The following is a 26,304-nucleotide window of genomic DNA, read 5'->3' as shown; positions in this document are numbered from 1 at the left end:
ACGCTCACGCTCCGTGCCATACGGTGGTGATGTTGCAGAACTCGCGGATTCCGTGCTCGGACAGCTCACGCCCGTAGCCGGAACGCTTCACCCCGCCGAACGGGAAGGCCGGGTGGGACGCCGTCATCCCGTTGACGTACACGCTGCCCGCCTCCAGATCGCGGACGAACCGGTCCACCTCGGACCCGTCGCGCGTCCAGACGTTCGAACTGAGCCCGAACGGGGTGTCGTTGGCGAGGGCCACCGCCGCGTCCAGGTCGGCCGCGCGGTAGAGCGTGGCGACGGGCCCGAAGGCCTCCTCCTGGTGGATGCGCATCTCGGGGGTGATGTCGGCGAGGACGGTCGGCGCGTAGAACCAGCCGCGGTCCCGGAAGCCCTCGGGGCGCTCGCCGCCGCACAGGACGGTCGCGCCGTTCTCCACCGCGTCGTCGACCAGCTCCTCCAGGTCGCTGCGACCCTGTTCGGTGGAGAGCGGACCGACGTCCGTGTCCTCGTCCAGCGGGTCGCCCACCTTCAGGGCCCGCATGCCCGCCGCGAACCGCTCGGCGAAGGCGTCGAACACATCGGTGTGCACGATGAACCGCTTGGCGGCGATGCACGACTGCCCGTTGTTCTGCACACGCGCCGTCACGGCGACCTTCGCGGCCCGGTCGAGGTCGGCGGACGGCATGACGACATAAGGGTCGCTGCCGCCCAGCTCCAGGACCGTCTTCTTGACCTCGTCCCCGGCGACCGAGGCGACCGCCCGGCCCGCCGGTTCACTCCCGGTGAGGGTGGCCGCCCTGACGCGCGGGTCGCGCAGGACGCCCTCGACGGCGCCCGAGCCGATCAGCAGCGTCTGGAAGCAGCCCTCGGGGAAGCCCGCCCGGCGGAACAGGTCCTCCAGGTAGAGGGCGGTCTGCGGCACGTTCGAGGCGTGCTTGAGCAGCCCCACATTGCCCGCCATCAGCGCGGGCGCGGCGAACCTGATCACCTGCCAGAGCGGGAAGTTCCACGGCATGACGGCCAGGACCGGGCCCAGTGGCCGGTAGCGCACCAGGACGCGGGAGGCGCCGGAGTCCTTGACGTCGGAGTCCGCCGGCTCCTCGTCGGCGAGCAGCCCCTGGGCATGGTCGGCGTACCAGCGCATCGCCTTCGCGCACTTGGCGGCCTCGGCACGCGCCTGCTTGACCGGCTTGCCCATCTCCGTGGTCATCACCCGGCCGATGTCCTGCTGGTCCTCGTCGAGCAGGTCGGCGGCCCGGTGCAGCAGCCGAGCCCGCTCGGCGAAGGACGTGGTGCGATGGGTGAGAAACGCGGCTTCGGCGGCCGCGAGCCTGCGCTCGATCTCCTCGGCGCCCAGGGCGTCGTACGTCTTGAGTGTCTCGCCGTTCGCCGGGTTCACCGTTGCGATGGGCATGGCCGACCTCCTGAATGCGGGCTGTGCTTCGACCCTCCCGCGCGGCGCGGTGCGGCGCAACGCGGAGGGTACTCCCTCCGGGGCGGGACGCTCGGGTGGGTGACCCGGACGCGCGACCCGGTCTCTCAGCCCGAGTGATCCGCGAGCCGGTCGACAAACTCCGCCTGCGCCTTCACGATCACCGAACGGGCCCGGTCCAGGTCGAACCACTCCACCCGGTCCAGCTCGGGGAACTCCTGCCGCCGTCCCGACTTCGGCGGCCACTCCATCTCGAAGGTGCCAAGGACCACGGTCGCCGGGTCGAGGTCGGCCTCGACCGCCCAGGCCGTGACGACCTTGCCATTGGTCTGCGTGACCTCGCCCAGCGGGACGGCCTCGCCGTCGGGCGGCGGCAGCCCCAGCTCCTCCCGGAACTCGCGGCGCGCCGCGTCCCAGGCGGTCTCGTCGGGCTCGTACTCGCCCTTGGGCACGGTCCAGGCCCCGGCGTCGCGCCGCGCGAAGAACGGCCCGCCCATATGGCCGAGCAATACCTCCATACCGAGGTCGGTGTGTCGGAACAACAACAGTCCCGCGCTCCGCTTCCCGCTCAAGGGGTGACCTCCGGGTGTGCGGCGAGCAGCGTCCCGACGGTATCGGCCTCGGCCGGGGTCTTGTCCTCGCGATAGCGCACGACACGGGCGAAGCGGAGGGTGACGCCGGCCGGGTAGCGGGTGGACTTCTGGAGACCGTCGTACGCGATCTCGACGACGAGTTCCGGTCGTACGGTCACCACGTGGCCGTTGTCCTCGACGGCCAGCTCCTGGAGGCGCTCGGTCTGCCAGCTGAGCATCGCGTCGGTCATGCCCTTGAACGTCTTGCCGAGCATCGCGAAGGACCCGTGCGCGTCGCGCGCGCCGAGGTGCAGATTGGACAGCTTGCCCGTGCGCCTCCCGTGGCCCCATTCGGCAGCCAGGACCACCAGGTCGAGGGTGTGCACGGGCTTGACCTTCAGCCAGGAGGCACCGCGCCGGCCCGCGCTGTAGGGCGCGTCGAGGGCCTTCACCACGACGCCTTCATGGCCGCGTTCCAGGGTGTCGGCGAGGAACCGCTCCGCCGCGGGGAGATCCGCGGGGCCGTGCACGAGCGTGCGTCGCACCCGCATCGGCTCGGGGACCAGCCGCGCCAGCTCCGTGTGCCGCTCGGTGAACGGCAGATCGAGCAGATCCTGGCCGTCGACGGACAGCGCGTCGAAGAAGACGGGGGAGACGGGCACGGCCTTCGCGGCCGTCGCCACGTCCACGCGCGAGCCCACGCGCCCGGCCGTCTCCTGGAAGGAGCGCGGCCGGCCGTCCTCGTCCAGCGCGATCACCTCGCCGTCCAGGATGAACCGCTCGCCCTTCAACACCATTGCTGCGGAAGTGAGTTCGGGCAGCCGATCGGTGATGTCGTCGAGCGTGCGGGTGTAGATCCGTACGTCGTCGCCGTCGCGGTGGAGTTGCACGCGGATGCCGTCCAGCTTCTCCTCGACGGCGCACACGCCCAGCTTCTCGACCGCGTCGGAGACGGACCCCGCCGTGTGCGCCAGCATCGGCAGCACCGGCCGGCCCACGGTGAGCCGGAAGCCGTCGAGGGCCTCCGGGCCGTGGGACAGCAGTGCCTCTGCCACCGTCTGCAGCGAACCGGCGAGCATCACCGCCCGTCGTACGTCCGCGGCGGGCGCACCGGTCGCCTCGGCGAGCCCCTCGACGGCGACCGCGTCCAGCGCGCCTTGCCGTACCTCGCCGCTGATGAGACCGAACAGGAAGCGCTGCTCGGCCTCGGTGGCCGCCGCCATCAACCCGCCCACCAGGCGCGCCCGCTCAGCCTGGGACCCGGTGCCGGTGACGGCACCGAGCTCGGTCAGCCGGGCGTCCACTTCCCGCACCGTGAGCGAGGGGTCCGACGCCGGAGGGACCGGCCGGCTGAGGATCTTCCAGCCGATGCCGAGCCGCCCCTGCGGCAGGCGGCCCGCCAGATACGGGATGACGATCGGCACGTCGTCCGCCTCCGCGCCCCGGAACAGCTCGGCGAGCAGCGCGATCTTCCGGGACCGCGCCGAGGTGGCGGCGACCTCCTGGGACACATGAGCGAGCCGGCTCAGCAGCATGCAGCCATGGTGCAACGCGGAGGCCGGGTCCACACCCGTACGGGTACGGAACGGCACCTCATGCGTGCGGGTACGCAGTGGGGCCTCATCCGTCCGGGCATGAATCGGGTCCCCGGTCGTGGGGCATGGACCGGGCCAACGGTCGCTGGGTCGCGGACCGGGGCAACGGTCGTGCGGTCCCGGACCGGATCCAGGTCCGTAGGGGCACGGCTCGGGTCCCCGCGCGTACGGGCACGGAGATGGCTAGCCGCGCCCCCGTGCGACGGCCGCGTCGAGGTCCGCGAAGAGCAGCTCCCCGTTGAGCGTGGCCGCCGCCCGGTACCCGCCGGCCGCCGCGTTCACGACCTGCTCCGCGAAGCCGATCGCGTTTCCCGCCGCCCAGACGCCGGGCACCGTCGTCAGCCCCGTCTCGTCGATCACCGGATATGTGCCGAACGGCGTCTCCCGCAGCTCGGCGCCCAGCCGTTCGAACAGACCGCTGCGCGGGACGGCGCGGGGTGCGACGAACAGCACCGAGCGGTCGTGTGACGTGCCGTCCCCGAGGCGCACCCCGGTCAGCCGGTCGTCGTCGATCACCAGTCCCGCGACCTCGCCGGGCACCACGGCGACCCCGGCCGCGGCGAGCCTGCGCAGATCCTCGTCCGACAACTCGTCCTTGCCGACGGTGTGCAGGAACAGCGTCACGTCCTTCGACCACTGGCTGACCATCAGCGCCTGGTGCACGCTCATCGGCGTGGTGGCCAGCACGCCGAAGGCCTCGTCGCGGACCTCCCAGCCGTGGCAGTACGGGCAGTGCAGCACGTCCCGCCCGAAGCGCTCGGCGACCCCCGGCACCGGCGGCAGTTCATCGGCCAGGCCGGTGGTGACGATCACTCGGCGCGCATGCACCACGGGCCCGGTGGCCAAGGTGACGTCGAACTCCCCGGCGCCGTCCCGGACCACGTCCACCGCACGGTCCCGGACGAGCTCGACCCCGTACCCCTCGATCTCCCGCCGCCCCTCGGCGAGGAACGCGGCCGGCGGCATGCCGTCCCGGGTCAGATAGCCCTGCATGTGCGCGGCGGGCGCGTTGCGCGGTTCGCCCGCGTCGACGACGAGCGTGCGACGCCGGGCGCGCCCCAGGACGAGCGCGGCCGACAGCCCTGCCGCGCCGCCGCCGATGACTACCGCTTCGTATGTCTCGGTCAAGGTGACCACCTCCACGGAAAAGGTCGCCTGCCCCTGGCCGGATTGACAAATGGCTTTGCCGATTCTGCAATATGGGCATGAGTGGCGACGCGGAGACCGATCAGATGGATGAGGTGCTGGCCGAGGTCGGCCCGCGGCTGCGGCGGATCCGCAAGGAGCGCGGCGCCACGCTCGCGGGGTTGTCCGAGGCGACCGGCATCTCCGTGAGCACGCTGTCGCGTCTGGAGTCCGGGCTGCGCAAGCCCAGCCTGGAGCTGCTGCTGCCGATCGCCCGTGCCCACCAGGTGCCCCTCGACGAGCTGGTCGGGGCGCCTGAGGTGGGTGATCCGCGGGTGCGGTCCAAGCCGATCGTGCGGTACGGCCGTACGCACTGGCCGCTCACCCGGCAGCCCGGCGGACTCCAGGCGTTCAAGGTGCTGGAACCGCAAAGGTCGATGGCCCCGGAACCGCGCACGCACGAGGGGTACGAGTGGCTTTACGTGCTCTCGGGCAGGCTGCGGCTCGTGCTCGGCGACCACGATGTGGTGCTCGGTCCCGGGGAGGCCGCCGAGTTCGACACCCGCGTACCGCACTGGTTCGGGTCGACGGGGGAGGGGCCCGTGGAGTTCCTGAGCCTGTTCGGGCCGCAGGGCGAGCGGATGCACGTGCGGGCCCGCCCCGCCCGGTCGTAGCGGGCCTGGTCGTCACGTGACGGACACGACTGTTCCCTGATGGGCAAGCGACCGCTTAGTATGCTGTCGAGCCCGGTCAGACAGAGCAGTCCCGTGGAGGCCCCGCATGCAGGCATGGCAAGTGCACGAGCTCGGCGAGCCGAGTGAGGTGATGCAGCTCCAGGACGTGGAGCGTCCGCAGCCCGGCGAGGGCCAGGTCCTGCTCAAGGTACGCGCGGCGAACGTCAACTTCCCGGACGCGCTGATGTGCCGGGGGCACTACCAGGTCAGGCCCCCGCTGCCGTTCACGCCCGGCGTGGAGATCTGCGGCGAGACCGAGGACGGGCGCCGTGTGCTCGGCAATCCCGCGCTGCCGTACGGCGGATTCGCCGAGTACGCCGTCGCGGACGCCGCCGCGCTGCTTCCCGCGCCCGACGCCCTCGACGACGCCGAGGCGGCCGCGCTGCACATCGGCTACCAGACGGGATGGTTCGGTCTGCACCGGCGCGCCGCGCTGGAAGCCGGCGAGACGCTGCTCGTCCACGCTGCCGCCGGAGGGGTCGGCAGCGCGGCCGTGCAGCTGGGCAAGGCGGCAGGCGCCACGGTCATCGGCGTCGTGGGCGGCGCCGACAAGGCCGCGGTCGCCCGCGAGCTGGGCTGCGACGTGGTGATCGACCGGCGGAGCGACGATGTCGTCGCCGCGGTGAAGGAGGCCACCGGCGGCCGCGGTGCCGACGTGATCTACGACCCGGTCGGCGGCGAGGCCTACACGCAGTCCGCCAAGGTCGTCGCCTTCGAGGGCCGGATCGTGGTCGTGGGCTTCGCCAGCGGCACCATCCCCAGCCCGGGACTCAACCACGCCCTGGTGAAGAACTACTCGATCCTCGGCCTGCACTGGGGCCTGTACAACACCAAGAACCCGAAGCTGGTCCAGCACTGCCATGAGCAGCTCACCGAGCTGGCCGCCCGGGGCGCGATCAAGCCGCTGGTGAGTGAGCGCGTGCCGCTGGACGGGGCCGCGGCCGCCGTGCAGCGGGTCGCCGACGGCGTCACCACCGGCCGGGTCGCGGTCGTACCGTCGCTGGAGAATGGAGCCGCCGCATGACCGACGCAGCCGAACTCAAGCGCCGTACGGCCGAGTTGCTGGCGGCTCACCCGCCGGCGACCACCGGCCGTGCGGACTTCCTGAAGGCCCGTTTCGACGCGGGCCTCGCCTGGGTGCACTACCCGGAGGGCCTCGGCGGCCTCGGTGCCCCGCGCTCTCTCCAGGCCGTCGTGGACACCGAACTGGAGGCCGCGGGCGCCCCCGACAACGACCCGCGGCGCATTGGCATCGGCCTCGGCATGGCGGCGCCGACGATCCTGCGCTACGGCACCGAGGAGCAGAAGCAGCAGTACCTCAGGCCCCTGTGGACGGGCGAGGAGGTCTGGTGCCAGCTGTTCAGCGAGCCGGGCGCCGGGTCCGACCTGGCCGCGCTCGGTACCCGCGCGGTCCGCGAAGGCGACGGCTGGGTGGTCAACGGGCAGAAGGTGTGGACCTCCAGCGCCCACGTCGCCCGCTGGGCCATCCTCATCGCCCGCACCGACCCGGACGTGCCCAAGCACGCCGGCATCACGTACTTCATCTGCGACATGACCGACCCCGGCGTCGAGGTCCGTCCGCTGCGGCAGATCACCGGCGAGGCCGAGTTCAACGAGGTCTTCCTCACGGACGTCCGCATCCCCGACTCCCGCCGCCTCGGCGAGGTCGGTGACGGCTGGCGGGTCGCGCAGACCACGCTGAACAACGAACGCGTCGCCATCGGCGGCATGCGGCTGCCCCGCGAGGGCGGCATGATCGGCCCGGTCTCCAAGACCTGGCGCGAGCGCCCGGAGCTGCGCACCCACGACCTGCATCAGCGCCTGCTCAAGCTGTGGGTCGAGGCCGAGGTCGCCCGGCTCACCGGCGAACGCCTGCGCCAGCAGCTCACCGTCGGCCAGCCCGGCCCCGAGGGATCCGGCATGAAGCTCGCGTTCGCCCGTCTCAACCAGGAGATCAGCGGCCTGGAGGTCGAACTCCTCGGGGAGGAGGGCCTGCTGTACGAGGACTGGACGATGCGCCGTCCGGAACTGGTGGACTTCACCGGCCGCGACGCCGGCTACCGCTACCTCCGCTCCAAGGGCAACAGCATCGAGGGCGGGACCAGCGAGGTCCTGCTCAACATCGTCGCCGAACGCGTCCTGGGACTGCCGTCCGAGCCGCGCACCGACAAGGACGTCGCCTGGAAGGACCTGGCTCGATGACCGATCTGCTCTACACCGAGGAGGAAGAGGCGCTGCGCGCCGCCGTCCGCGACCTTCTCACCGACCACTGCGACGCGCCGGGCGTCATCGCCCGCACGGAATCCGGCACACCGCACGACCCCGGGCTGTGGAAGTCGCTCTCGGCCGAGATGGGCCTGGCGGGTCTGCTGGTGCCCGAGGCGCGGGGCGGCCAGGGCGCCACGCACCGCGAAGTCGCCGTGGTCTTGGAGGAGTTGGGGCGCGCTGTCGCGCCCGTGCCGTATCTGACGAGCGCCGTCGTCGCGACGGAGGCACTGCTTGCGTGCGAGGGCGAGGAGTCCGCCCGGCTGCTGACGGCGCTCGCCTCCGGCCGCACGGTCGGGGCGCTCGCCGTCTCCTTCGCGACCGCCCCCGGCGCGCCGTTCAAGGCGGTACGCCATGAAGGCGGCGCCCTGCACGGGGAGTTGACCGGCATTGCGGATGCGGCGGCAGCCGATGTGCTGCTGGTTCCGGCGGAGGACGGAGCACTGTACGCGGTGGACGCGGGTGCGGTGACGGTCACTCCGCAGGTGTCCCTGGACCTGACCCGGCCGGTCGCGACGGTCACCTTCGACGGGGCGCCTGCGCGGCGAGTGACCTCCGACGCCCCGGCGGCCGTACGACGTGCCCTGCGCGCCGGTGCCGGTCTCCTGGCCTCCGAGCAACTCGGCCTGGCCGACTGGACGTTGACGGAGACGGTCCGCTATCTGAAGGAGCGCAAGCAGTTCAACCGGCCCGTCGGCGGCTTCCAGGCGCTCAAGCACCGGCTGGCCCAGCTGTGGCTGGAGGTCGTCAACACGCGCGCCGCGGCCCGCAACGCGGCAGACGCGCTCGCCACCGGCAACGAGGACGCCGATGTGGCGGTCGCCGTTGCCCAGGCGTACGCGGCACCGGTCGCCGTCCATGCCGCCGAGGAGGCGCTCCAGTTGCACGCCGGGATCGGCATGACATGGGAGCACCCCGTGCACCTGTACCTGAAGCGGGCGAAGGCCGACTCGATCGCCTACGGCACGGCGGGCGCCCACCGCGAGGCGCTGGCCGCACTGGTCGACCTCCAGGCGCCCACCCGCTGACGCACACCCGTGAGAAGCCCGCCCCGACCGGGGCGGGCTTTTCCGTGTGAACTGCTCCGCCGAAGTGAACGCACAGCGGCAGTCCGGCCAACTCCCCGCACGCCACTGCTCCTTGAGCCCGTTCGGAACGCATACTCGCTGAGGTTTCCGTACGGCACTTCCAGGGAGGCAGAGCATGGCCCTTACCACCCGCCGCAGAGCACTCACCACCCTCGGCGCCGCGCTCGCGGGCTCCGTCGCGCTGCCCGCCGCGTACGCGCGGGCGGGCGAGCAAAAGCACGGCCCGCGCCCGCTGTGGCGCGCCCACGCGCACAACGACTACGAGCACCCGCGCCCCTTGTTCGACGCCCTCGACCACCGCTTCGGCAGCGTCGAGGCCGACATCTACCTGGTCGGCGACCAGCTCCTCGTCGCCCACGACCCCGTCGAACTCGACCCGACCCGCACGCTCGAATCCCTCTACCTCGAACCCCTCGCCGCCCGCGTGAAGGCCAACCACGGTGCGGTGTACCGGGGTTACCGCACGCCGCTGCAACTCCTCATCGACATCAAGACCGAGGGGTCGTCGACCTACCTCGAACTCGACCGCCATCTGCGCTGCTACCGGCATCTGTTCACGACGTACGCGCACGGTCGCGTGTACCCCGGGCCGATCACGGCCGTGATCTCGGGCGACCGGGCCGCCCGTACGCCCATGGAGGCGCAGCGTGTGCGTCGTGCCTTCTACGACGGTCGGCTCGCCGACCTCGGCAGCGCGGCGCCCGCCTCCTTCGTCCCGCTGATCTCCGACAACTGGACGCTCAACTTCACCTGGCTGGGCGACGGCCCGTTCCCCGACGCCGAGCGCGAGAAGCTGCGCGGCATCATCGCGGCGGCTCACGCGCGCCGCCAGAAGGTCCGGTTCTGGGCGACGCCCGACGTGGCGGGCCCGGCCCGTGACGCGCTGTGGGGCGAACTGCTTGCCGCCGGCGTCGACTACCTCAACACCGACGACCTCGCGGGCCTCGAAGCGTTCCTCGACGCCCACGAACGAACGTACTAGCCGGCGCAGACACCACACGTTCGGAGGACACGTCAGCCGCCCGGACGGACCCTCCGCTACGCGACACTTGCGGCCGAAAGCCGCGATGTGGGCGTGGCGGAGGAGGTTGACGATGGCCATTTCCATCTCTGTGGTGCTGTTGCTCCTGATCCTGGCAGTGGTGTTCCTGCGCAACGGCGCATTGAAGATCTCGCACGCTTTGGTCTGCGTACTGCTCGGCTTCTATCTGGCGAGCACGAGCATGGCGCCGACCATCCACGAAGGGCTCACCGCGACGGCGAACATCGTGAGCAGCCTGCGACCGTGACGTGCGAGGCCGTCATGCGCCATGCCGTGCCGTCACGGTCGTGAGAACACGCCGATGCCGTTCGGAACGGGGCGTTCGGCGCCCCCGCTGGGGTGGTTGAGAACGCTGACGGCGGCCGCCCCCGGCTGCCGGGCGACCATCGTGGTTGAGCCTCCGCCGTCGAGGCTGAAGGCATCGTCCGCGCCCAACTCCCGCATGGCCCACGCCACTTCGGCAATGGTGAGTCCGTTGCGGAACTCGGGCGCGCCGTCGAGGGCGAGGAGCAGCAGGCGTCGCCCGTGGTGCGAGATGCCCACGGCGGTCCGCACGGCCGAGGCCGTGTTGTCCAGGCCGGGAAGTGGCGAGCCGTGGACGAGCATCGGGTAGCCGCCGAGCGCGAAGCGGTACGGGATCCTGGTGGTCTTCGCCACCAGACGGTGCCGCACTGTGACCGGTTCGCCCACCGGCAGTTTCCGCAACTGCTGGGCGCCTGCTTCGCGGCCCACCAGCACCGTGGTGCCGGGAGCGATGGGACCGCCGCCGGGAGTGTCGGCCGCTGACACGACCCGACCGTGGTCGACCGTCACCTCATAGGTGTCGGTACTGCACGGCGCGGCCCGGTCGATGTCCGTGCCGCAGGTGGCGCGCACCCGGGAGACGCCGCCCCAGTCCGAGGTGAACGCGCCGATCGAACCCTCCGGCAGCGCGTACTGGTTGAGGCCGCCGAGCGGCCACCGCCCCTCGTCACTGCGTACGGAGCCTTCGAGGGCCATGCTGTCGAGCCGGGCCCTGCGGTCGACGCCCACGCCGAGCACGTCCTCGGTGGTCGTGCCGGGCGGCAGAGCGGGTCCGAAGCGCTGGCCGTTCGGCACCGCCGCCTTGAGCTCGTGGCCGCTCGCGATCGCCGGGCCCACCGTCGCGCCCGTCGCCTCGACCCCCGGATGCTGGGTCTCCGTGATGTTGAAGAAGTCGCCGTTGACACCCGCGACGGCGCCCCGGGAGTCGGCCAGCTGGGAGACGGGCGCCCGGGACGCCACGGCTCCGGGATGCAGAAGGTCGACCCGCACCCGTGGATTGCGCAGATCGACCGTCAGCACATGTGCGTGCGCCACACCCTTGGCGGCCGGGATGTCCAACTGCGTGTATTTGACGCCGGGGGCGAGGGCAGTGCCCTTGGCCTCCTCCGCGCCGCTGGCCGGTGCCGCCCCCATCAGGGCGGTACCGGCCAGCGCACTCCATGCCGTGACAGCGGTCAGTGCCGTTCTGAAACGTCCGTTACGACGCGTCACCGTGCCCCCTGATGTCTCGTCAACTCTCCCAGGACTCAAGGGAAGTGCACCAGATGGCGGCGACCGTGTCGGTGGCTAGACACCGACAACGCGCGAACGGATGAGAAAACGCACTCCTTCGGGTGCCTCGAGAGAGAAGCCACTGCCGCGGCCCGGCACCACATCGACGATCAGCCGGGTGTGGCTCCACACCTCGTACTGACTCCTCGACATCCAGAACGTCACCGGCTCCTCGACGCCCTCGACCGTCAACTCGGCGAGCAGTACGTCGGAGCCGCCGGTACGGAACTCGCCTTCGGGGTAGCACATGGGCGCGCTGCCGTCGCAGCAGCCGCCGGACTGGTGGAACATCAACGGTCCGTGGACCGCCCGCAGTCGCCGCAGCAGGTCGGCGGCGGCGGGGGTCAATTCCACGCGCGGGACTTCCTCGTTCACGCCAACCACCCCAAGCAAGCCGGTTCTTGGTCACCGGATCGTCGTCGGTCCGGTGACTCAGTGAACATCGCGCGAGGTTGCGAGAGGGTTGCGTACGACGGGCCCTGTCACCCACATCCGGCTTTGCCGGCCGGGCCCTGCGCGGCCCTTTGCCCCGAACTCGGTCCTGTCGGCCTGGCAGCGGTACGGCGGTGGAGCGGTGGGTGCTTCAGATCCAGGTGTCGAGCCACGCGCACGGTCGGAGCCGGCTGAGCTGGTTGCCGGCACAGGGGGGAGCGCCGTCTTGGCGTCGCGTCGTCGTTGAGGTGGGCACGGGCGGCTTCGGTGAACGCATGCGCCGCGTTCAGCAGGTCCAGATGGTGGTTGCGGTACTCATCGGGAGCAAGGTCGCCATCGGGCAGGACGAAGAAGGTGTGAGGGACCTCGCCCCAGAGAGCGCCGACATGCACGTTGTGGACAGCGTTGTCGATGCGCCCCGCGATCTCGCGGGTAGGAGATGCCCAATCGGTCACAGGCTTGTAGCGAGCACTCCTCGACTCATTCGGAGCACCCCTTGGACGACATGCGGACGGCGAGAGCAATGAACCGTGGCCCTATGGCCGTCCATGCAGGTCAGGCGGGATGTTCCAAGACGATGTTCGGGGGACTGTAAGGATGCCGGTCGGTGTGACGAAGGCGGGGTCGTGCCGCATCAGGGCGGGCCTGCGGGAGGTGTCGTAGTCGTCTGGTCGACGTAGTCCCTGATCCCCTCTCCTCACTTGGCCGAACTGGACATTCGCCGGATGGTCACTCGTTGAAGGGGTCCCGATCGCCCCGACCGAGTTTCCGGCCGGCTCAGGAGGCGAGATTCTGGTAGTACGCCGACCGAGGAGCTTCGAACAAAAGCGGGCTGAAGCACATCTCATGCTCCGTAGAGCCCTCCTCAGGCTTCTACGGCCCTCAGCGCGACGGGCACCGTCGCGACTTCCCGAAGGAGGCAGACGATGGAACTCCCGTCGTACCGTGCCCACAGAAACGCGACAGCACCGCCGCGGCTCCACGGCCGGGCCAGGAACGCAAGAAGACTGAGCGCTGCCGCCGTGGCGGCGATGCTTCTGGCGGGCTGCGGTGCGTCCGCCCCCAAAGCGTCCGCGCACTCCAGTGGCCCCGCCGCGCCTGCCCGCTTCCCTGCGTCCTTCGCTCCGGACGGCGCCGCAGTCGCCACCGCGTGCACCAACAGCACGAAGCTGGCCGGGTGGTCGAACCGCCGGCTGGCCATGCTGACCATCGCCGTCCCGGTGTCGGAGACCTCGGTATCCGACGTCACTTCCGAGGTGAGCGCCGGTGCGGGCGGTGTGCTGCTGTTCGGCAGCAAGGCGCCGTCCGACCTCGGCTCCCTGCTGACCGCCCTGAAGAGCCACGTACCGGGCCACCTGGGCCTGCTGGTGATGACCGACGAGGAGGGCGGCGGCATCCAGCGCATGGCGAACCTCGTCGGATCCCTGCCCTGGGCCGCGTACATGGGCACGCACTGGACCCCGGCCCAGATCCAGCAGAACGTCACCAAGGTCGCGACCAAGATGTCGGCCGCCCAGGTGAACATGGACCTCGCGCCGGTGGTCGACGTCGATGGCAGGAACGAGGCCCCCAGCCGGACCAACCCCGACGGATGGCGGTCCTTCAGCGGCAGCACCTCGGTGGTCTCCCAGGACGGTGTCGCGTACATGAACGGGTTGCGCGCCGGAAACGTGATACCTGTCGTCAAGCACTTCCCGGGCCTCGGCGGCTCCAGCTACAACTCCGACTTCGGCCCCGCCCGCACCCTGCCCTGGTCCACCCTGCAAAAGGTGGCCATCCCGCCGTTCACAGCGGCCATCAAGGCCGGTGCCCCGGCCATCATGGTCTCCAACAACATCGTGCCGGGCCTGGGCACCAATCCGGCGAGCCTGTCACCCACCGACATCACCTCCGAGCTGCGCGGCAAGCTGGGCTTCAAGGGACTGGTGATCACCGACTCACTCAGCGCCAAGGCGATCTCCGCCGTCGGCTTCACCGTCCCCGCCGCCGCCGTCCAGGCCCTGCGCTCCGGCGCCGACATGGTCCTGTTCGACCTGGGGAGCAACGTCAGCTCCCAGACGTCCTCGATCGCCACGGCGATCACCAATGCGGTGGCCGGCGGACACCTCGCCCGCAGCCGCCTCATCGACGCGGCGGGGCACGTCCTGGCCGTCCGGCACGTGAATCTCTGCTCCTGAGCGCGAGTGGACGGAGCCTTCGGCCAGCCAAGCCGACCACGCCTCTCAACGCCCACAGGCATAGCGGTACTGCAAGCCGCTCACTGGTATGCCTCTGATGTTGAGGCGGCTCATGGGGCTTTTATCGGGCAGTAGCGTGCCTGGAAGCGTAAAAGGCCAGGTCAATGCGTGATCATCGCGTGGCCTGTAAATCTGCCGGGGTGGAGAACCGGGGCCGTCCTGGGGCCGTCCGAGGGCGACCAGCAACAGCCGCCAATGACCACCAACGACAAAGGGGGCGCGGCAGTCTGGCGCGCCCCTTCGCTACGTCTGCCCAGCTAAACCCACGTATCCAGCCACATCCGGGATCTCCACTGGTCGATCGGGATCGCGGTGCCCGTGTACAGCGGCCAGAAATAGATGAAGTTCCAGATGATGAGCAACACAAGAGCGCCTGCGGCCACCGCACCCCGTATGCGGCGTTTTCCCCTCGCCCCCGGCGGACCCAGCAGCGCGCCCACCATCATCGCCAAGGCCAGGCACAGGTACGGCACGAAGACGACAGCGTAGAAGGAGAAGATCGTTCGGTCCTGGTACAGAAACCAGGGGAGACAGCCGGCACCCACCGCACACAGGACGCCGCCCGCGCGCCAGTCGCGGCGCAGCGCCCACCGGTAGAGCAGATACACAAGCGCGCAGCATGCCGACCACCACAGCAGCGGCGTCCCCAGGGCGAGTATCTCCTGCGAGCAGCCGGACGCCGCGTGGCAGCCGTCCTGTCCGGCTTTCGGCGACTCATAGGAGAACAGCACAGGACGGCCGAGGACCAGCCAGCTCCACGGGTTGGACTCGTACCGGTGCGCGGTGTGCAGCCCCACATTGAACTGATAGACCCCGTACTCGTAGTGCCACAGGCTGCGGAGCGGAGCCGGGATCCACGACCATGTGCCACCGCGGCCGTCCGCCCAGTGGCGTCCGTAGCCGTGGTCGGACAGGAACCAGCCGGTCCACGTCGCCAGATAGGTCACCACGGCCACCGGAACGACGGACAGCACCGACCAGCCGAGGTCCCTGCGCAGCAGCGCGCGGTACGGGTGGCGTGCCCCTGCGACGCGGCGGGCGCCGACGTCCCACAGCACGGTCAGGACCATGAAAAAGGCCAGGACATACACCCCGTTCCACTTGCTCGAGGCCGCCAGTCCCAGGAAGACGCCGGCCGCGAGCCGCCATGGACGCAGCCCCGTTCCGGCGCGGTTGCCGGTGTCCTGGTCTGGGCCCACGTGGCCATCCCCGCCCACCGGCAGGGCTGACGCGAGCCGGGCCCGCGCCCTGTCCCGGTCGATCAGCAGGGATCCGAACGCCGCCAGTACGAAGAACATCACGACGAGGTCGAGCAGAGCGGAGCGGCTCATCACGTAGTGCAGGCCGTCCAGCGCCATCAGCGCGCCGGCCACGCAGCCCAGCGCCGTCGACCGGAACAGGCGGCGTCCTATTCGGCACAGCATCAGCACCGACAGCGTGCCCAGGACCGCCGTCATGAAGCGCCAGCCGAACGGGTTGAGCCCGAACATCCACTCGCCGAGCGCGATCACCCACTTACCCGTCGGTGGGTGCGCGACAAAGGCCCCGGTGTCGGAGAGCGGGATCACCTGAGGGTGCGCCAGGATCTGCGGGTCGGAGATCTTGCGGTCCGGCCACGTGCCCTCGTAGCCGAGCCGCAGCAGGGCCCAGGCGTCCTTGGCGTAGTAGGTCTCATCGAAGATGATGTTCTGCGGCCGATCGAGGTGCCAGAAGCGGATCGCTCCGGCTGTGACGGCAACGAGCACCGGCCCGAGCCAGCCCATCGCTTTCGCGAGGCGGTACGCCGGTACCGGGCGGAGACCCATGAACTCCCAGACGCGGGTCCCCGGCTCCGGGAAGGGCGGAACCAGGCGTTCGCGGATGTCGGTACGAGGGCGTCCGGCGTAGCCGAACAGGCGCAGACGGTCCTTCCACTCGCCGGGTGCCGTCGTGGGACGGGTGTCGTCGAGGACATGGGGACGCGTCGCGTCGGTACTCGTCACCGGATGACCCTAGTGCCCCAGCAGGCAACGTTCGCCCCGTCGCGACGCCCGGCACGCCCTCTCGCCGCACCGGCCGAAAGCCCAAGTACGTCCAGTACGAGGACTTCCGGCCGGCACACCGAGAGCACACACCGGACGCCGCTCCTTGACGGGCAAACGTTGCCTGCCGCGGCACTCGTACTCGAGGGCAACCTGGCCGCCGGCCAGTCGTGGACGCGCGAGACGGACGGGAACTGACCGGGCATCCCGGTGACACCGTCGCCTCGGCGATGCTGGCGAACGGGCTCGTCGAGGTCGCCCCGTCGCTCTACCGCGGCCGCCCGCGCGGCATCGTCGCGGCGGGTGTCGAGGAACCCAACGCCCTGGTGCAGCTCGACGGTTCGTGCTCGCAGGGCATGCTCCCCGGCGACCACGGTGGAGCTGTACGACGGCCTGTCCGCCACCACGCTGCCCGGGATGGGCAGGCTCGACCCGACCCCCGACTCCGCCGTCTACGACAAGAAGTACGCGCACACCGACGTCCTGGTCGTCGGCGCCGGACCGGCCGGGCTCGCCGCTGCCGCCGGCTCCGGCGCCCGCGTGATCCTCCTCGACGACCAGCCCGAGCCCCGGCGGTTCGCTGCTCTGGGGACGCACCGAAAGGGCCGGTGCACAGACCGCCCTGGAGTGGGTCGCCGAGGTCCGCGCGGCACTCGACGCCGCCCCCGAGGTCGTGGTCCTGCAGCGCACCACGGCGTTCGGCAGTTACGACGACAACTACGTGCTGGCCCTGCAACGGCGCACCGACCACCTCGGAGTCGACGCCCCCGAACCGTCCGAGGGCGTCTCGCGCCAGCGACTGTGGCACGTACGGGCCCGCCAGGTGGTCCTGGCGACCGGCGCGCACGAGCGTCCGCTGGTCTTCGCCGGCAACGACCGGCCCCGGGGTGATGCTCGCCGCAGCCGTGCGCTCATACGTCAACCGTTACGCCGTGGCCCCGGACTCGCGGGCCGTGGTGAGCATGACCAACGACAGGGCCTATGACACGATCGCCGACCTCCACGCTGCCGGGGTCGACATCGCCGCCGTCGTGGACGCTCCCCGCGCTGTCCCACCGGGCCGCCGAGGTCGCTGCGACGACCGGGGTGCGGGTACTGACGGGCAGTGCGGTGGTCGACACCGAGGGCGGCCGGCTCACCGGCGTCACCGTCAGGCCCCCGACGAGTACGGTCAACTCACCGGTGCCCCCAAGTCGTTCGACTGCGACCTGCTCGTCGTCTCGGGCGGCTGGAGCCCGGTGGTGCACCTGCACAGCCAGCGCCAGGGCCGGCTGCGCCGGGACGAGGACCTGGTCGCCTTCGTCCCCGACGGCACCGTACGGAACTGCCTCAACGACCTGCTTTTCCGCACCCGCAGCGGGGACCTGCCCATCGACGTCGTCGCGGTGGTCTCCAACCACCGTGACCACGAGGCACTCGTCACGTGACACCACATCACGTTCTTCCACGTGCCGGTCACGGCCGCGGCCAAGCCCGAGGCCGAATCCCAACTCCTGGAGATCATCGACTCGTTCGCCGTCGACCTGGTCGTGCTCGCCCGCTACATGCAGGTGCTCTCCGACGACCTGTGCACCCGACTGGCCGGCCGGGTGATCAACATCCATCACTCGTTCCTGCCGAGCTTCAAGGGCGCCAAGCCCTACCACCAGGCACACGACCGCGGCGTCAAGCTCGTCGGCGCGACAGCCCACTACGTCACCGCCGACCTCGACGAAGGCCCGATCATCGCCCAGGAGGTCATCGGCGCCGACCACAGTCACACCCCCGACGACCTGGCCGCCATCGGCCGTGACGCAGAGTCGGCAGCCCTGCCCCGAGCCGTCCGGTGGCACTGCGAAGGCCGGGTGTTCGTCCAGGGCCGGCGCACGGTGGTCCTTCGCTGACGGTCGGACCTTTCCTTCAGGACATCCGCCGTATGAGGCGGAGAGTCGCGCTGCAGAGCCAGGAAGGATCGGCTGGATGGTCAGGCTGCTGCGGTGCGCGCCGACAAGGGCGCCTGCCGGGCATCTGGCCTGGGCAGGCGCCTTTCTTCGGTGTCTGGAAGAAGCCCAGCTTCTTCGGCGAGGTTGCGGTCTGTCGGAGCAAGTGGCCAGGCCACGCCACTGCTTGGCTTGTTGATGCACACCTCGACCGTGCTGCGCTGCTTGTAGATTCCACGGCCGAAGGCCAGGCGGCCGGCCACCGGATCTGCCACGGCGTTTGCATGTGGCGATCTGATGGGCCGGTTGCGGCACCACTGCACGAATGCCCCGCCCGCTGAGGTGAGTTCGCATGGCTCGCGAGGAGGGATGTCTTGTCGGCCAGGACCGCGTCTGGCGTCGTGCGGGGGCGTCCGAGGGCGTGGTCATGCGGCTCGCCGGCCGGGGCCCGTTCGGCCGGGCTCCGGCGGCGTGCTGGTGAGCGTGCACGATCGTGGAGTCGACGGCGACGACCCGGTCGAGGTCGCCCTCGGCGTCTGCCTGCGCGAGCAGAGCGGTGAAGATCCGTTCCCGCGTGCTGTCGATCGTCCACATCCGCAACCGCCGCCCCGTGCTCACCGGCGAGAATCCGCCGAACTGGCCCTGGATGCAGCCCAGTCGGCGGTGCCGGGACGCCCGGGGGTTGCCGGTGCCGGCCTCCCGTTACCGCAGGTCACAGGGCACGTCTTCGTCGTCGAGGCAGCTGTGGCGGTTACCGGGCCGTGGATCCAGCTTCAAATGTTGAGCACAATTTCCACACATCACTCTCTCCAGGAGGGTCCCGATGGTCTAGATTGACCTTGCTTCGCATGCTGGGACACGAGGCGACAAATGATGATCTATAGGTCCGGCGTTACGGACAGCCATTAACGGCGTCTCCGGCGCCAGACGTGGGGGTGATCAATTCTTGGAGCCCGAGAGGGGCTTTGGGTGCGGGGAGCACCCGAGGTTTCGACGGGTTCCCGCGCACCTCGAGAGTCCGGCAGGACATGCGAGCTTGCTGCCGCCAGGGCGGGTGTTCAAGTAGCCCTGAAGCAGCCGGGGTTGTCATGCGCCGGGGGCGAGGGCCTCCCACGGGGAGGAACAGCGCGGCGCGGGGGGCGGGGGCCTCCCGAGGGGAGGAAGCGTGCGGGGGGCGGGGGCCTCCCGGGGGGAGGGACAGTGTTGGGCGAACACGTCGTACCACTGGGGACCGGGGGGTTTCTGTGCGGCAGGGGGGAATAGTCGACCCTTTTTCGTCGGCGCGCGGGCGTCTGGCGAATGAGGCGATCAGCCGGCCCGCGAGCGACTGGGAGCAGCGGTACCGCCGTACCGTGATCAGCAGCGACACCGTGGTCACCGCCTTTGTGGTGGCGGCGATCGGCGAATTCTTCGGGGCCCGGGACGCGGCCAACTGGCATGAGAAGTGGGGAATTCTCGCATTCGGCACCGAGCTGCTGGTGCTGGGAGCGCTTGCGGTGAGCCGGGCGTGGGCTCCGGCCGTGCTCGGCCAGGGTGCCGAGGAATTCCGTCGGCTCGGACGCTCACTGTTCACGGCGACCGTCGTACTCGCGCTCGGCGGGATCGCTCTCACCTCGCGCAACATCAAGCTCTGGATCTTTGTCGCGATCCCCGCGATCGCGCTCGTCACCATGACCGCGCGGTATCTGCTCCGCCTCTCGCTGCACAAACAGCGGAAGGAAGGGCGGTGCCTGAGACCGGTGCTCGCTGCCGGGAGCCCGGCCACCGTGCGCGACCTGATCAGCCGAACCCGCAAGCTCCCGCACCTCGGATGGCGGGTGGACGGAGTGTGCACGACGGACGGTCGCGGGCTCGACGGTGACCAACTGGACGGAGTGCCGGTCGTCGGCCAGCTGACGGACGTCGCCAAGCACGTCGAGCACGACGGCTACCGTGTCGTCGCGGTCACACCGGACCCGCACTGGACACCGGACCGGCTGCAGCGGCTGGCCTGGAACCTCGAAGGCAGCGACGCCGAGATGGTCGTGGCCCCCGTGCTGATGGAGGTGGCCGGCCCGCGGCTGCACGTCGACGCGGTGCTCGGGATCCCGCTGCTGCGGGTCAGCATGCCGACCTTCACCGGGGGGCGCCGGGCGATCAAAGGGGTCGTCGATCGGGTGGGCGCGGCGGTCCTGCTGGTGCTGTTCGCGCCGCTGATGGTCCTCGTCGGGCTGCTCGTGGTGGTGAACAGCCGGGGCGGGGCGTTCTACCGCCAGCGCAGGGTCGGCAAGGACGGCCGCGAGTTCACCATCCTCAAGTTCCGCACCATGGCTGCCGGGGCCCACGGGGCACGTGCCGAGCTGGCCGACCGCAACGAGGGCGCAGGGCTGCTGTTCAAGCTCCGCCGGGATCCGCGGGTGACCAGGGTGGGAGCAGTGCTGCGCCGGTACTCGCTCGACGAACTCCCGCAGCTTTTCAACGTGCTCACCGGATCGATGTCGCTCGTCGGTCCGCGGCCTCCGTTGCCGGAGGAGTCCGCCGCCTACGGCCCGGACATCCGGCGGCGGCTGCTGGTCAAGCCCGGACTCACCGGCCTGTGGCAGATCAGCGGACGCAGCGACCTGCCGTGGGAGGAGGCGGTCCGCCTCGACCTGCGGTACGTGGAGGACTGGTCGCTCGCCCTGGACACAGTGATCTTGTGGAAGACGCTGCGTGCGGTGCTCCACGGGCAGGGGGCCTACTGATGCGCGAGGGTCGTCCGACCCAAGCGCGGACCGCAGGCCACAAGGGCCTGCATTGGGGGACCGCAGGCCACAAGGGTCTGCCTGGGGGGAGAGGCGGGGCATGAGAGTCAGCGTTTTCGGGCTCGGCTACGTGGGCTGCGTGTCGGCCGCGTGCCTGGCCAGCATGGGCCACGAGGTCATCGGCGTGGACGTCAACCAGGTGAAGGTCGACCTGGTCAACGACGGCAAGGCCCCGGTGGTCGAGGAGCGGATCGGCGAGCTCATCGCCGAGGTCGTGCGAACCGGAGCGTTGCGCGCCACCGGCGACGTCCGCGAGGCGATCATGGACAGCGAGGTGTCGCTGATCTGCGTGGGCACGCCGTCGGAGCCCAACGGCAGCCTGTGCACCACGTACTTGGAGCGGGTCACCGAGCAGATCGGCGCCGCGCTCGCCGAGCGGGGTGGGCGGCACACCGTCGTGTTCCGCAGCACCATGCTCCCGGGCACCTGCCTGAACCTGCTGGTACCGATCCTGGAGAAGTACGTCGGCGGCACGGCCGGGGTGGACATCGGGGTCGCGGTCAACCCGGAGTTCCTGCGCGAGGGCACGAGCGTGCGGGACTTCTTCGATCCGCCCAAGACCGTCATCGGCGAGCTCGACCCGGCAAGCGGCGACGCGGTGGCGGCGCTGTACGAGGGCCTGCCCGGCGAGGTGTTCCGGGTGCCGGTCCCGACGGCCGAGGCGATCAAGTACGCGGACAACGCGTTCCACGGCCTCAAGATCGGCTTCGCGAACGAGCTGGGCGCGGTGTACCAGGCGCTCGGGGTGGACTCGCACCAGGTGATGGACGTGTTCCTGGCCGACCGCAAGCTGAACATCAGCCCCGCCTATCTGCGGCCCGGCTTCGCCTTCGGCGGCTCCTGCCTGCCCAAGGACCTGCGCAGCCTGGTCCATGCGGCGCAGCGGGCCGACGTCTCGGTGCCCATCCTCTCCCACGTGCTGCCCTCCAACTCCGACCATCTGCAGCGCGCGGTGGAGCTGGTCGAGCGCACCGGAAAGCGCCGGGTGGGCCTGTTCGGGCTGTCCTTCAAACCCGGCACCGACGACCTCCGCGAGAGCCCGCTCGTCGAACTGGCGGAGAGGCTCCACGGCAAGGGGTACGACCTGCGGATCCACGACGCCAACGTGAGCCTCTCCCGGCTGATCGGCGCGAACCGCGAATACATCGAGACACGGCTGCCGCACCTCGCGCAGCTGCTCGCGGATTCCGTCGAGGAAGTGCTCGACCATGCCGAGGTGTGCCTGGTGGGGACCAAAGACCCGGCTGTCCTCGCGGCCCTGCCTCATGGCGGCGGCCCGGTGATCGTCGACCTCATCCGCCTTCCCGACGCCGAGGCGCGCCGGGCCGAACCGGGGTACATAGGCCTTGCTTGGTAATGCAATCAGCGGTGACGGGTCAAGCCGGCGCGCGCTGATCCTGGTGGAGAACCTGTCGGTGCCGTTCGACCGGCGGGTGTGGCAGGAGTGCACGACCCTGCGCGAGGCAGGCTGGGAGGTGCACGTCATCTGCCCCCGGGGGGAGAAGCGAGACACGGAACCGGAGGCGTTGATCGACGGGGTGCGGATCCACCGCTACCCGTTGCGCGCCGCCACCGGAGGACCGGCCGGCTACCTGCGGGAGTACGGAACGGCGTTGTGGCACACGGCCCGGCTGGCCCGCAAGGTCGGCCCGGTCCACGTGGTCCACGCCTGCAACCCGCCCGACCTGCTGTTCCTGTCGGCCCGGTGGCTGAAGCGGCGCGGCGCGCGGTTCGTCTTCGACCAGCACGACCTGGTGCCCGAGCTGTACCTCTCCCGGTTCGACCGCGGCAAGGACCTGCTCTACCGCGCCGTGTGCGCGCTGGAACGGCGGACCTACCGGGCCGCGGACGTCGTGCTCGCCACGAACGAGAGCTACCGGGACGTCGCGGTGAGCCGTGGCGGTCGGCGCCCCGAGGACGTTTTCGTGGTGCGCAGCGCGCCCCAGATCGATCGGTTCCAACCGGTGCCGCCCGAGCCGGAGTTGAAGCGCGGCAAACCCCATCTGCTGTGTTACCTCGGCGTCATGGGCCCGCAGGACGGTGTCGACTACGCCTTGCGGGCCCTGGCGAAGCTGCGCGACGAGTTCGGGCGGACCGACTGGCATGCGGTGTTCGTCGGCTCAGGCGACGCCTTCGACGCGATGGTGGAGCTGTCCCGGCAGCTCGGGCTCACGGAGCAGGTGCAGTTCACCGGGCGCATTCCCGACGCCGACCTGGTGCGCTACCTGTCCACTGCGGACGTGTGCCTTTCCCCCGACCCGCGGAATCCGCTCAACGACGTGTCGACCATGAACAAGGTCCTGGAGTACATGGCGATGGGCCGGCCGATCGTCTCGTTCGACCTGAAGGAGGCGCGCGTCTCCGCCGGTGACGCCGCCGTCTACGCGTCGGCCAACGACGAGGCCCAATTCGCCAAGCTCATCACGGTGTTGCTGGACGATCCCGAGAAGCGGGCCCGGATGGGCAAGATCGGCCAGGAGCGAATCGGCGGGCAGCTTTCCTGGAGCAACTCGCAGGCATCGCTGCTCGCCGCCTACGCCGCTGCCTGCCGGGACCGCACTGCGGTGTCGGCAGGCGACCCGGTGCGCACAAGGAAGAAGAGGCAGCGCAGTTGAACGAAGACACCATCCGCCTCGTCACGATCGGGCGGATACTCCGTCGGCGGTGGCGGCTTCTCGCCGCCCTCGCCGTGGTGGGCGCACTCGTCGGTTTCGGCACCTCGGTGCTGGTGTTCCCGCCGCGATACACCGCGTCGGCACCGGTACTGCTGCCAGGGGTCTGGGAGGAGCGCGAACTGCTCACCCAGGTGGACATCGCCACCAGTTCGGCAGTGGTCGACCGCGCGGCCGCCGCTCTCCACTGGACCGGCGTCAGCGACACCGAGCTGCAGAAGAACGTGAGCGCCAAGGCCGCTGACGGGAACATCATCACGATCTCGGGTACGGCCGACACCCCGGAGCGCGCGCAGCGGCTCGCCGACCGGGTGGCCCAGCAATTCGTGCAGTTCACCGCGCAGATCGCGGGCGGCGGCACCGACGCCGGAGCGACCACGGAGACCAAGGCGCTGCGGAAGCAGGTGACGGAGACCAACCGCCGCATCAGCGACCTGGCCAAGGCGGCCGATCCGGGGCAGACCGTGGAGAGCGTGCAGGCCCGCACCGCGCTCGAGAACCTGCGCACCTCGCTGGAGGACGCCATGAAGAAGCTGGCCGAGGCCAACCCGGCGACCAGCAAGGCAGGCATGGTCGTCATGGGCCCGGCCGCCCGGCCGACCGGCGAGGCGTCGCCGACGAGGATTCAGCTCATCGTCGGCGGGGCGCTGCTGTTCCTCCTGCTCGCAGTCATCGGCCATCTCGTCGCCGCACGGATGAACCGCCGACTGCGCACCGAACCGGAGATCGCCGCGGCACTGGGCTCGACGCTCCTCGGCACCGTCGACGTACCCGGTGAACGGAACGCGCAGCGGCCGGAAGGCGCGGGCCCACGCGCCCGGATCAGCCGACTCCTCGGCACCGACACCCGGTGGGACGTACCGGCCCCGCAGAAGTCCGGCGACGATGCCGGCCGACGGCTCCGCTACCGGCGGGTGTGCGCTCGCCTCCGGGAGCAGTTGCCGGCTCCCCGGCGGCTGCTGGTCGTCGTACCGGGCGGCGACGAGATCGCCCGCCGGGCCGCCGGGCAGCTCGTCGCCGAGGCCAAGGGCGATCCGCTGCTGCGGGTGATGGAAGTGTCGGTGGACCGGCCGATGGTGCCGGACCGCGACACCGAGTCCGGCGCCCTGGTGGTCCTCAGCGCGAGCAGCTGGACCGCGGAGGAGCTCACCGGCATCGCCGAGGCGTGCGCGGACGGCGGGCACGAGGTCGTCGGCATCGTCCTCGCCGGCACGGTCGAGGCTCGCCCCGCGCGGTCTGCCGACCAGCTTCCGGACGACGCCACTCTGACGTTCGCGGTGCCCGGCCACGTGAGGGGAGGCTCAGCGTGACGACGAGCACGACTACGGAGTCGCCGACCGCCACCCCGCTCCTCGACCTGCAGGCACTGGTGGTCGCGGTGCGCAGGCGCCGCCGCCTGTGGAGCGCCATGGCGCTCCTCGGCCTGTTGGTCGGCGCGGCGGTGGCGGTCCTGATGCCGCCGCCGCCGAGCGCGATGACCAAGGTGCTGGTCGCGCACGCGGAGGACCAGCCGAACGACACCGGAACGCTGATCCGTACCGACGTCGCGGTGCTGCAGACCACCCGGGTCGCCGACATGGCCCTGAAGTCCCTCAAGTCCCCGGAAAAACCCGAGGACTTCATGCGGGACTACCGGGGTACCGGCCTGACCAACAACCTGCTGCAGATCGATGTGACCGGCGACAGCGACGCGGAAGCGGTGGCCCGGGCCAAGGCGCTGGCCGACGCGTTCGTCACGGACCACGTGACGCGGATGCAGGAAACCGCGAAGGCCGAGGCCAAGGCCCTGCTCGACCAGCGTGACCGCACGCGTGACGAGCTCGCCCAGGTCAACAAGGAGATCGGAGACCGATCGCCGGACAGCGACCCGACAGCGTCGGCGAGCATCGAGTCGCTCTTCGCCCGCCGGGCCGAACTCAACTCGCGGATCGCCGATTTCGACCAGCGCGCCGCGGATGCGCGTACCGGCACGCCCAGCGTCATCGCCGGCACGCAGGTCGTGGACGCCCCGCGCGCGGTAGGGCACTCCCTGCCCAAGGCCGCGGTCACCGACGCCGCGATCGGGCTCGTCCTCGGACTCGTCCTCGGGCTCGCGCTGGCCGCGGTGGGCGTGGTGGTGGCGGATCGCCCCGTGCTGCGCCGGGACATCGCGGCGAACCTGGGTGCCTCGGTCATCGCGGAGCTGCCCCGCCGGTCGGGCAGGCCGTGGCAGCGCCGACGGACCCGGGTGGCACGCGAACGGCTCACCGCGTCCCTGGCCCGCACCGTACGCGGCTCCGCGGAACCGGTGTCGCTGCTGGAACTGGGCTGTGCGCGCAGCACGAGCGTGATCGCGCTGAACGTCGCCAGGGCGCTGGCAGAGGAGGGACCGGTGGCCGTCATCGACGGTCTGCCCGGCCCGCAGCTCGCAGGCCGCCGCCCGAAGCCGGGAGATCCCACCGTGGTCAGCGGCGAGCAGGCCGCCGCCATGCCGGATCAGGGACACCTGCTCGGCGTCGGCTCGGTCGCACCCGGCACCGCGTGGACCGACCTCCAGTACCTCGGCACCCAGACCGTGCTCGTCGTGCGTGCCGGGCACGGCAGCGCGGCATGGCTGCACACCGTGGCCCGGCAGCTCGCGGACCAGAGCATTCCGGTGATCGGTGTAGTGCTGATCGACCCCGATCCGCGGGACCGGACCGACGGCACGCTGTGGGACGGGCTGCACATCGCGCTGCGCGGCCAGAACGAGCGGCTGGCCCGGCGGAACGGGACGGGCCGGCGGCGGACGGAGCGGCTGCCGATGTGGGCAGCACGGGTCCCGGACAGCAACGAGGAGGTGCGGTAG

20 protein-coding genes and 2 pseudogenes are annotated in these 26,304 nt (G+C 70.7%); 14 read left to right on the top strand and 8 right to left on the bottom strand.

Translation table 11 applies throughout. The annotated features are described in order from the left end of the window. Positions 1-4: 4 nt before the first annotated feature. The 4 genes from ACIBK0_RS27460 to ACIBK0_RS27445 form a co-directional block, all read right to left on the bottom strand. Positions 5-1,399: an NADP-dependent succinic semialdehyde dehydrogenase gene (locus tag ACIBK0_RS27460; protein WP_399085350.1), complete on the bottom strand. Its 1,395-nt coding sequence runs from the start codon at positions 1,397-1,399 to the stop codon at positions 5-7. 125 nt (positions 1,400-1,524) lie between these two features. Then, positions 1,525-1,989: an NUDIX domain-containing protein gene (locus ACIBK0_RS27455; RefSeq protein WP_399085347.1), complete on the bottom strand. Its 465-nt coding sequence runs from the start codon at positions 1,987-1,989 to the stop codon at positions 1,525-1,527. Beyond that, a complete protein-coding gene (locus ACIBK0_RS27450; protein ID WP_399085343.1) occupies positions 1,986-3,524 on the bottom strand; it encodes an ATP-dependent DNA ligase in 1,539 nt (512 codons plus the stop codon). The genes ACIBK0_RS27455 and ACIBK0_RS27450 overlap by 4 nt, the downstream gene beginning before the upstream one ends. 243 nt (positions 3,525-3,767) lie before the next feature. Continuing rightward, a complete protein-coding gene (locus ACIBK0_RS27445; RefSeq protein ID WP_399085340.1) occupies positions 3,768-4,727 on the bottom strand; it encodes an NAD(P)/FAD-dependent oxidoreductase in 960 nt (319 codons plus the stop codon). A gap of 62 nt (positions 4,728-4,789) precedes the next feature. Here ACIBK0_RS27445 and ACIBK0_RS27440 point away from each other — a divergent pair, with 62 nt between their 5' ends. The 6 genes from ACIBK0_RS27440 to ACIBK0_RS27415 all read left to right on the top strand — a co-directional run bounded on the left by ACIBK0_RS27440 (position 4,790) and on the right by ACIBK0_RS27415 (position 10,085). Continuing rightward, positions 4,790-5,383 (top strand): helix-turn-helix domain-containing protein, encoded by a 594-nt coding sequence (locus tag ACIBK0_RS27440; protein WP_399085337.1) that lies wholly within the window; start codon positions 4,790-4,792, stop codon positions 5,381-5,383. 106 nt (positions 5,384-5,489) lie between these two features. After that, positions 5,490-6,467, top strand: coding sequence for an NADPH:quinone oxidoreductase family protein (locus ACIBK0_RS27435; RefSeq protein ID WP_399085334.1), 978 nt, complete (start codon positions 5,490-5,492; stop codon positions 6,465-6,467). Further along, positions 6,464-7,645: an acyl-CoA dehydrogenase family protein gene (locus ACIBK0_RS27430; protein ID WP_399085331.1), complete on the top strand. Its 1,182-nt coding sequence runs from the start codon at positions 6,464-6,466 to the stop codon at positions 7,643-7,645. The genes ACIBK0_RS27435 and ACIBK0_RS27430 overlap by 4 nt, the downstream gene beginning before the upstream one ends. Then, complete coding sequence (locus ACIBK0_RS27425; protein ID WP_399085328.1) at positions 7,642-8,736, top strand: acyl-CoA dehydrogenase family protein; 1,095 nt, start codon at positions 7,642-7,644, stop codon at positions 8,734-8,736. The genes ACIBK0_RS27430 and ACIBK0_RS27425 overlap by 4 nt, the downstream gene beginning before the upstream one ends. Positions 8,737-8,911: 175 nt before the next feature. Continuing rightward, positions 8,912-9,778, top strand: a complete 867-nt coding sequence (locus ACIBK0_RS27420) for a phosphatidylinositol-specific phospholipase C/glycerophosphodiester phosphodiesterase family protein (protein WP_399085325.1) — start codon at positions 8,912-8,914, stop codon at positions 9,776-9,778. A 112-nt stretch (positions 9,779-9,890) separates the two neighbouring features. Next, positions 9,891-10,085 carry a hypothetical protein gene (locus tag ACIBK0_RS27415; protein WP_369244896.1) on the top strand — a complete coding sequence of 65 codons (195 nt, stop codon included), beginning with the start codon at positions 9,891-9,893 and terminating at the stop codon, positions 10,083-10,085. Positions 10,086-10,117: 32 nt separating this feature from the next. On the opposite strand, the gene ACIBK0_RS27410 is transcribed toward ACIBK0_RS27415, so the two are convergent. After that, positions 10,118-11,353 (bottom strand): phosphodiester glycosidase family protein, encoded by a 1,236-nt coding sequence (locus ACIBK0_RS27410; RefSeq protein WP_399085322.1) that lies wholly within the window; start codon positions 11,351-11,353, stop codon positions 10,118-10,120. Positions 11,354-11,428: 75 nt separating this feature from the next. Further along, positions 11,429-11,788: a DUF779 domain-containing protein gene (locus tag ACIBK0_RS27405; RefSeq protein ID WP_399085319.1), complete on the bottom strand. Its 360-nt coding sequence runs from the start codon at positions 11,786-11,788 to the stop codon at positions 11,429-11,431. Positions 11,789-12,876: 1,088 nt separating this feature from the next. Between ACIBK0_RS27405 and ACIBK0_RS27400 the strand changes: the two genes are divergently transcribed. Then, positions 12,877-14,022, top strand: coding sequence for a glycoside hydrolase family 3 N-terminal domain-containing protein (locus ACIBK0_RS27400; RefSeq protein ID WP_399085757.1), 1,146 nt, complete (start codon positions 12,877-12,879; stop codon positions 14,020-14,022). Positions 14,023-14,339: 317 nt separating this feature from the next. Here the strand turns inward: ACIBK0_RS27400 and ACIBK0_RS27395 are convergent, their stop codons facing one another. Continuing rightward, positions 14,340-16,064, bottom strand: coding sequence for a dolichyl-phosphate-mannose--protein mannosyltransferase (locus ACIBK0_RS27395; RefSeq protein WP_399085315.1), 1,725 nt, complete (start codon positions 16,062-16,064; stop codon positions 14,340-14,342). 209 nt (positions 16,065-16,273) lie between these two features. Between ACIBK0_RS27395 and ACIBK0_RS27390 the strand changes: the two are divergent. Beyond that, positions 16,274-17,428, top strand: a pseudogene (locus ACIBK0_RS27390) (2Fe-2S iron-sulfur cluster-binding protein); the annotation flags it as partial. Then, positions 17,426-17,986 (top strand): annotated as a pseudogene (locus ACIBK0_RS27385) (formyltetrahydrofolate deformylase); the annotation flags it as partial. The pseudogenes ACIBK0_RS27390 and ACIBK0_RS27385, both read left to right, overlap by 3 nt. Positions 17,987-18,066: 80 nt before the next feature. On the opposite strand, the gene ACIBK0_RS27380 reads toward ACIBK0_RS27385, so the two are convergent. Next, the gene (locus tag ACIBK0_RS27380; protein ID WP_399085312.1) at positions 18,067-18,297 is read right to left on the bottom strand and encodes a hypothetical protein; all 231 of its coding nucleotides are present in this window, start codon (positions 18,295-18,297) and stop codon (positions 18,067-18,069) included. A 969-nt stretch (positions 18,298-19,266) separates the two neighbouring features. On the opposite strand from ACIBK0_RS27380, the gene ACIBK0_RS27375 reads away from it, so the two are divergent. From ACIBK0_RS27375 to ACIBK0_RS27355, 5 genes are all read left to right on the top strand, one after another. Then, the gene (locus ACIBK0_RS27375) at positions 19,267-20,745 is read left to right on the top strand and encodes a sugar transferase (protein ID WP_399085309.1); all 1,479 of its coding nucleotides are present in this window, start codon (positions 19,267-19,269) and stop codon (positions 20,743-20,745) included. Between the two features lie 100 nt (positions 20,746-20,845). Further along, positions 20,846-22,162, top strand: coding sequence for a nucleotide sugar dehydrogenase (locus ACIBK0_RS27370; RefSeq protein ID WP_399085306.1), 1,317 nt, complete (start codon positions 20,846-20,848; stop codon positions 22,160-22,162). Beyond that, complete coding sequence (locus ACIBK0_RS27365; protein WP_399085303.1) at positions 22,152-23,420, top strand: glycosyltransferase family 4 protein; 1,269 nt, start codon at positions 22,152-22,154, stop codon at positions 23,418-23,420. The genes ACIBK0_RS27370 and ACIBK0_RS27365 overlap by 11 nt, the downstream gene beginning before the upstream one ends. Further along, entirely contained in the window at positions 23,417-24,787 is a 1,371-nt protein-coding gene (locus ACIBK0_RS27360) for a Wzz/FepE/Etk N-terminal domain-containing protein (RefSeq protein WP_399085300.1), read from the top strand. The genes ACIBK0_RS27365 and ACIBK0_RS27360 overlap by 4 nt, the downstream gene beginning before the upstream one ends. Continuing rightward, complete coding sequence (locus ACIBK0_RS27355) at positions 24,784-26,304, top strand: Wzz/FepE/Etk N-terminal domain-containing protein (RefSeq protein WP_399085297.1); 1,521 nt, start codon at positions 24,784-24,786, stop codon at positions 26,302-26,304. The genes ACIBK0_RS27360 and ACIBK0_RS27355 overlap by 4 nt, the downstream gene beginning before the upstream one ends.

This window comes from Streptomyces sp. NPDC050564, assembly GCF_044457265.1.
GTDB lineage: Bacteria > Actinomycetota > Actinomycetes > Streptomycetales > Streptomycetaceae > Streptomyces.
The sequence above is the reverse complement of the archived record's forward strand: the minus strand, read 5'-3'. Positions and strand labels throughout refer to the sequence as shown.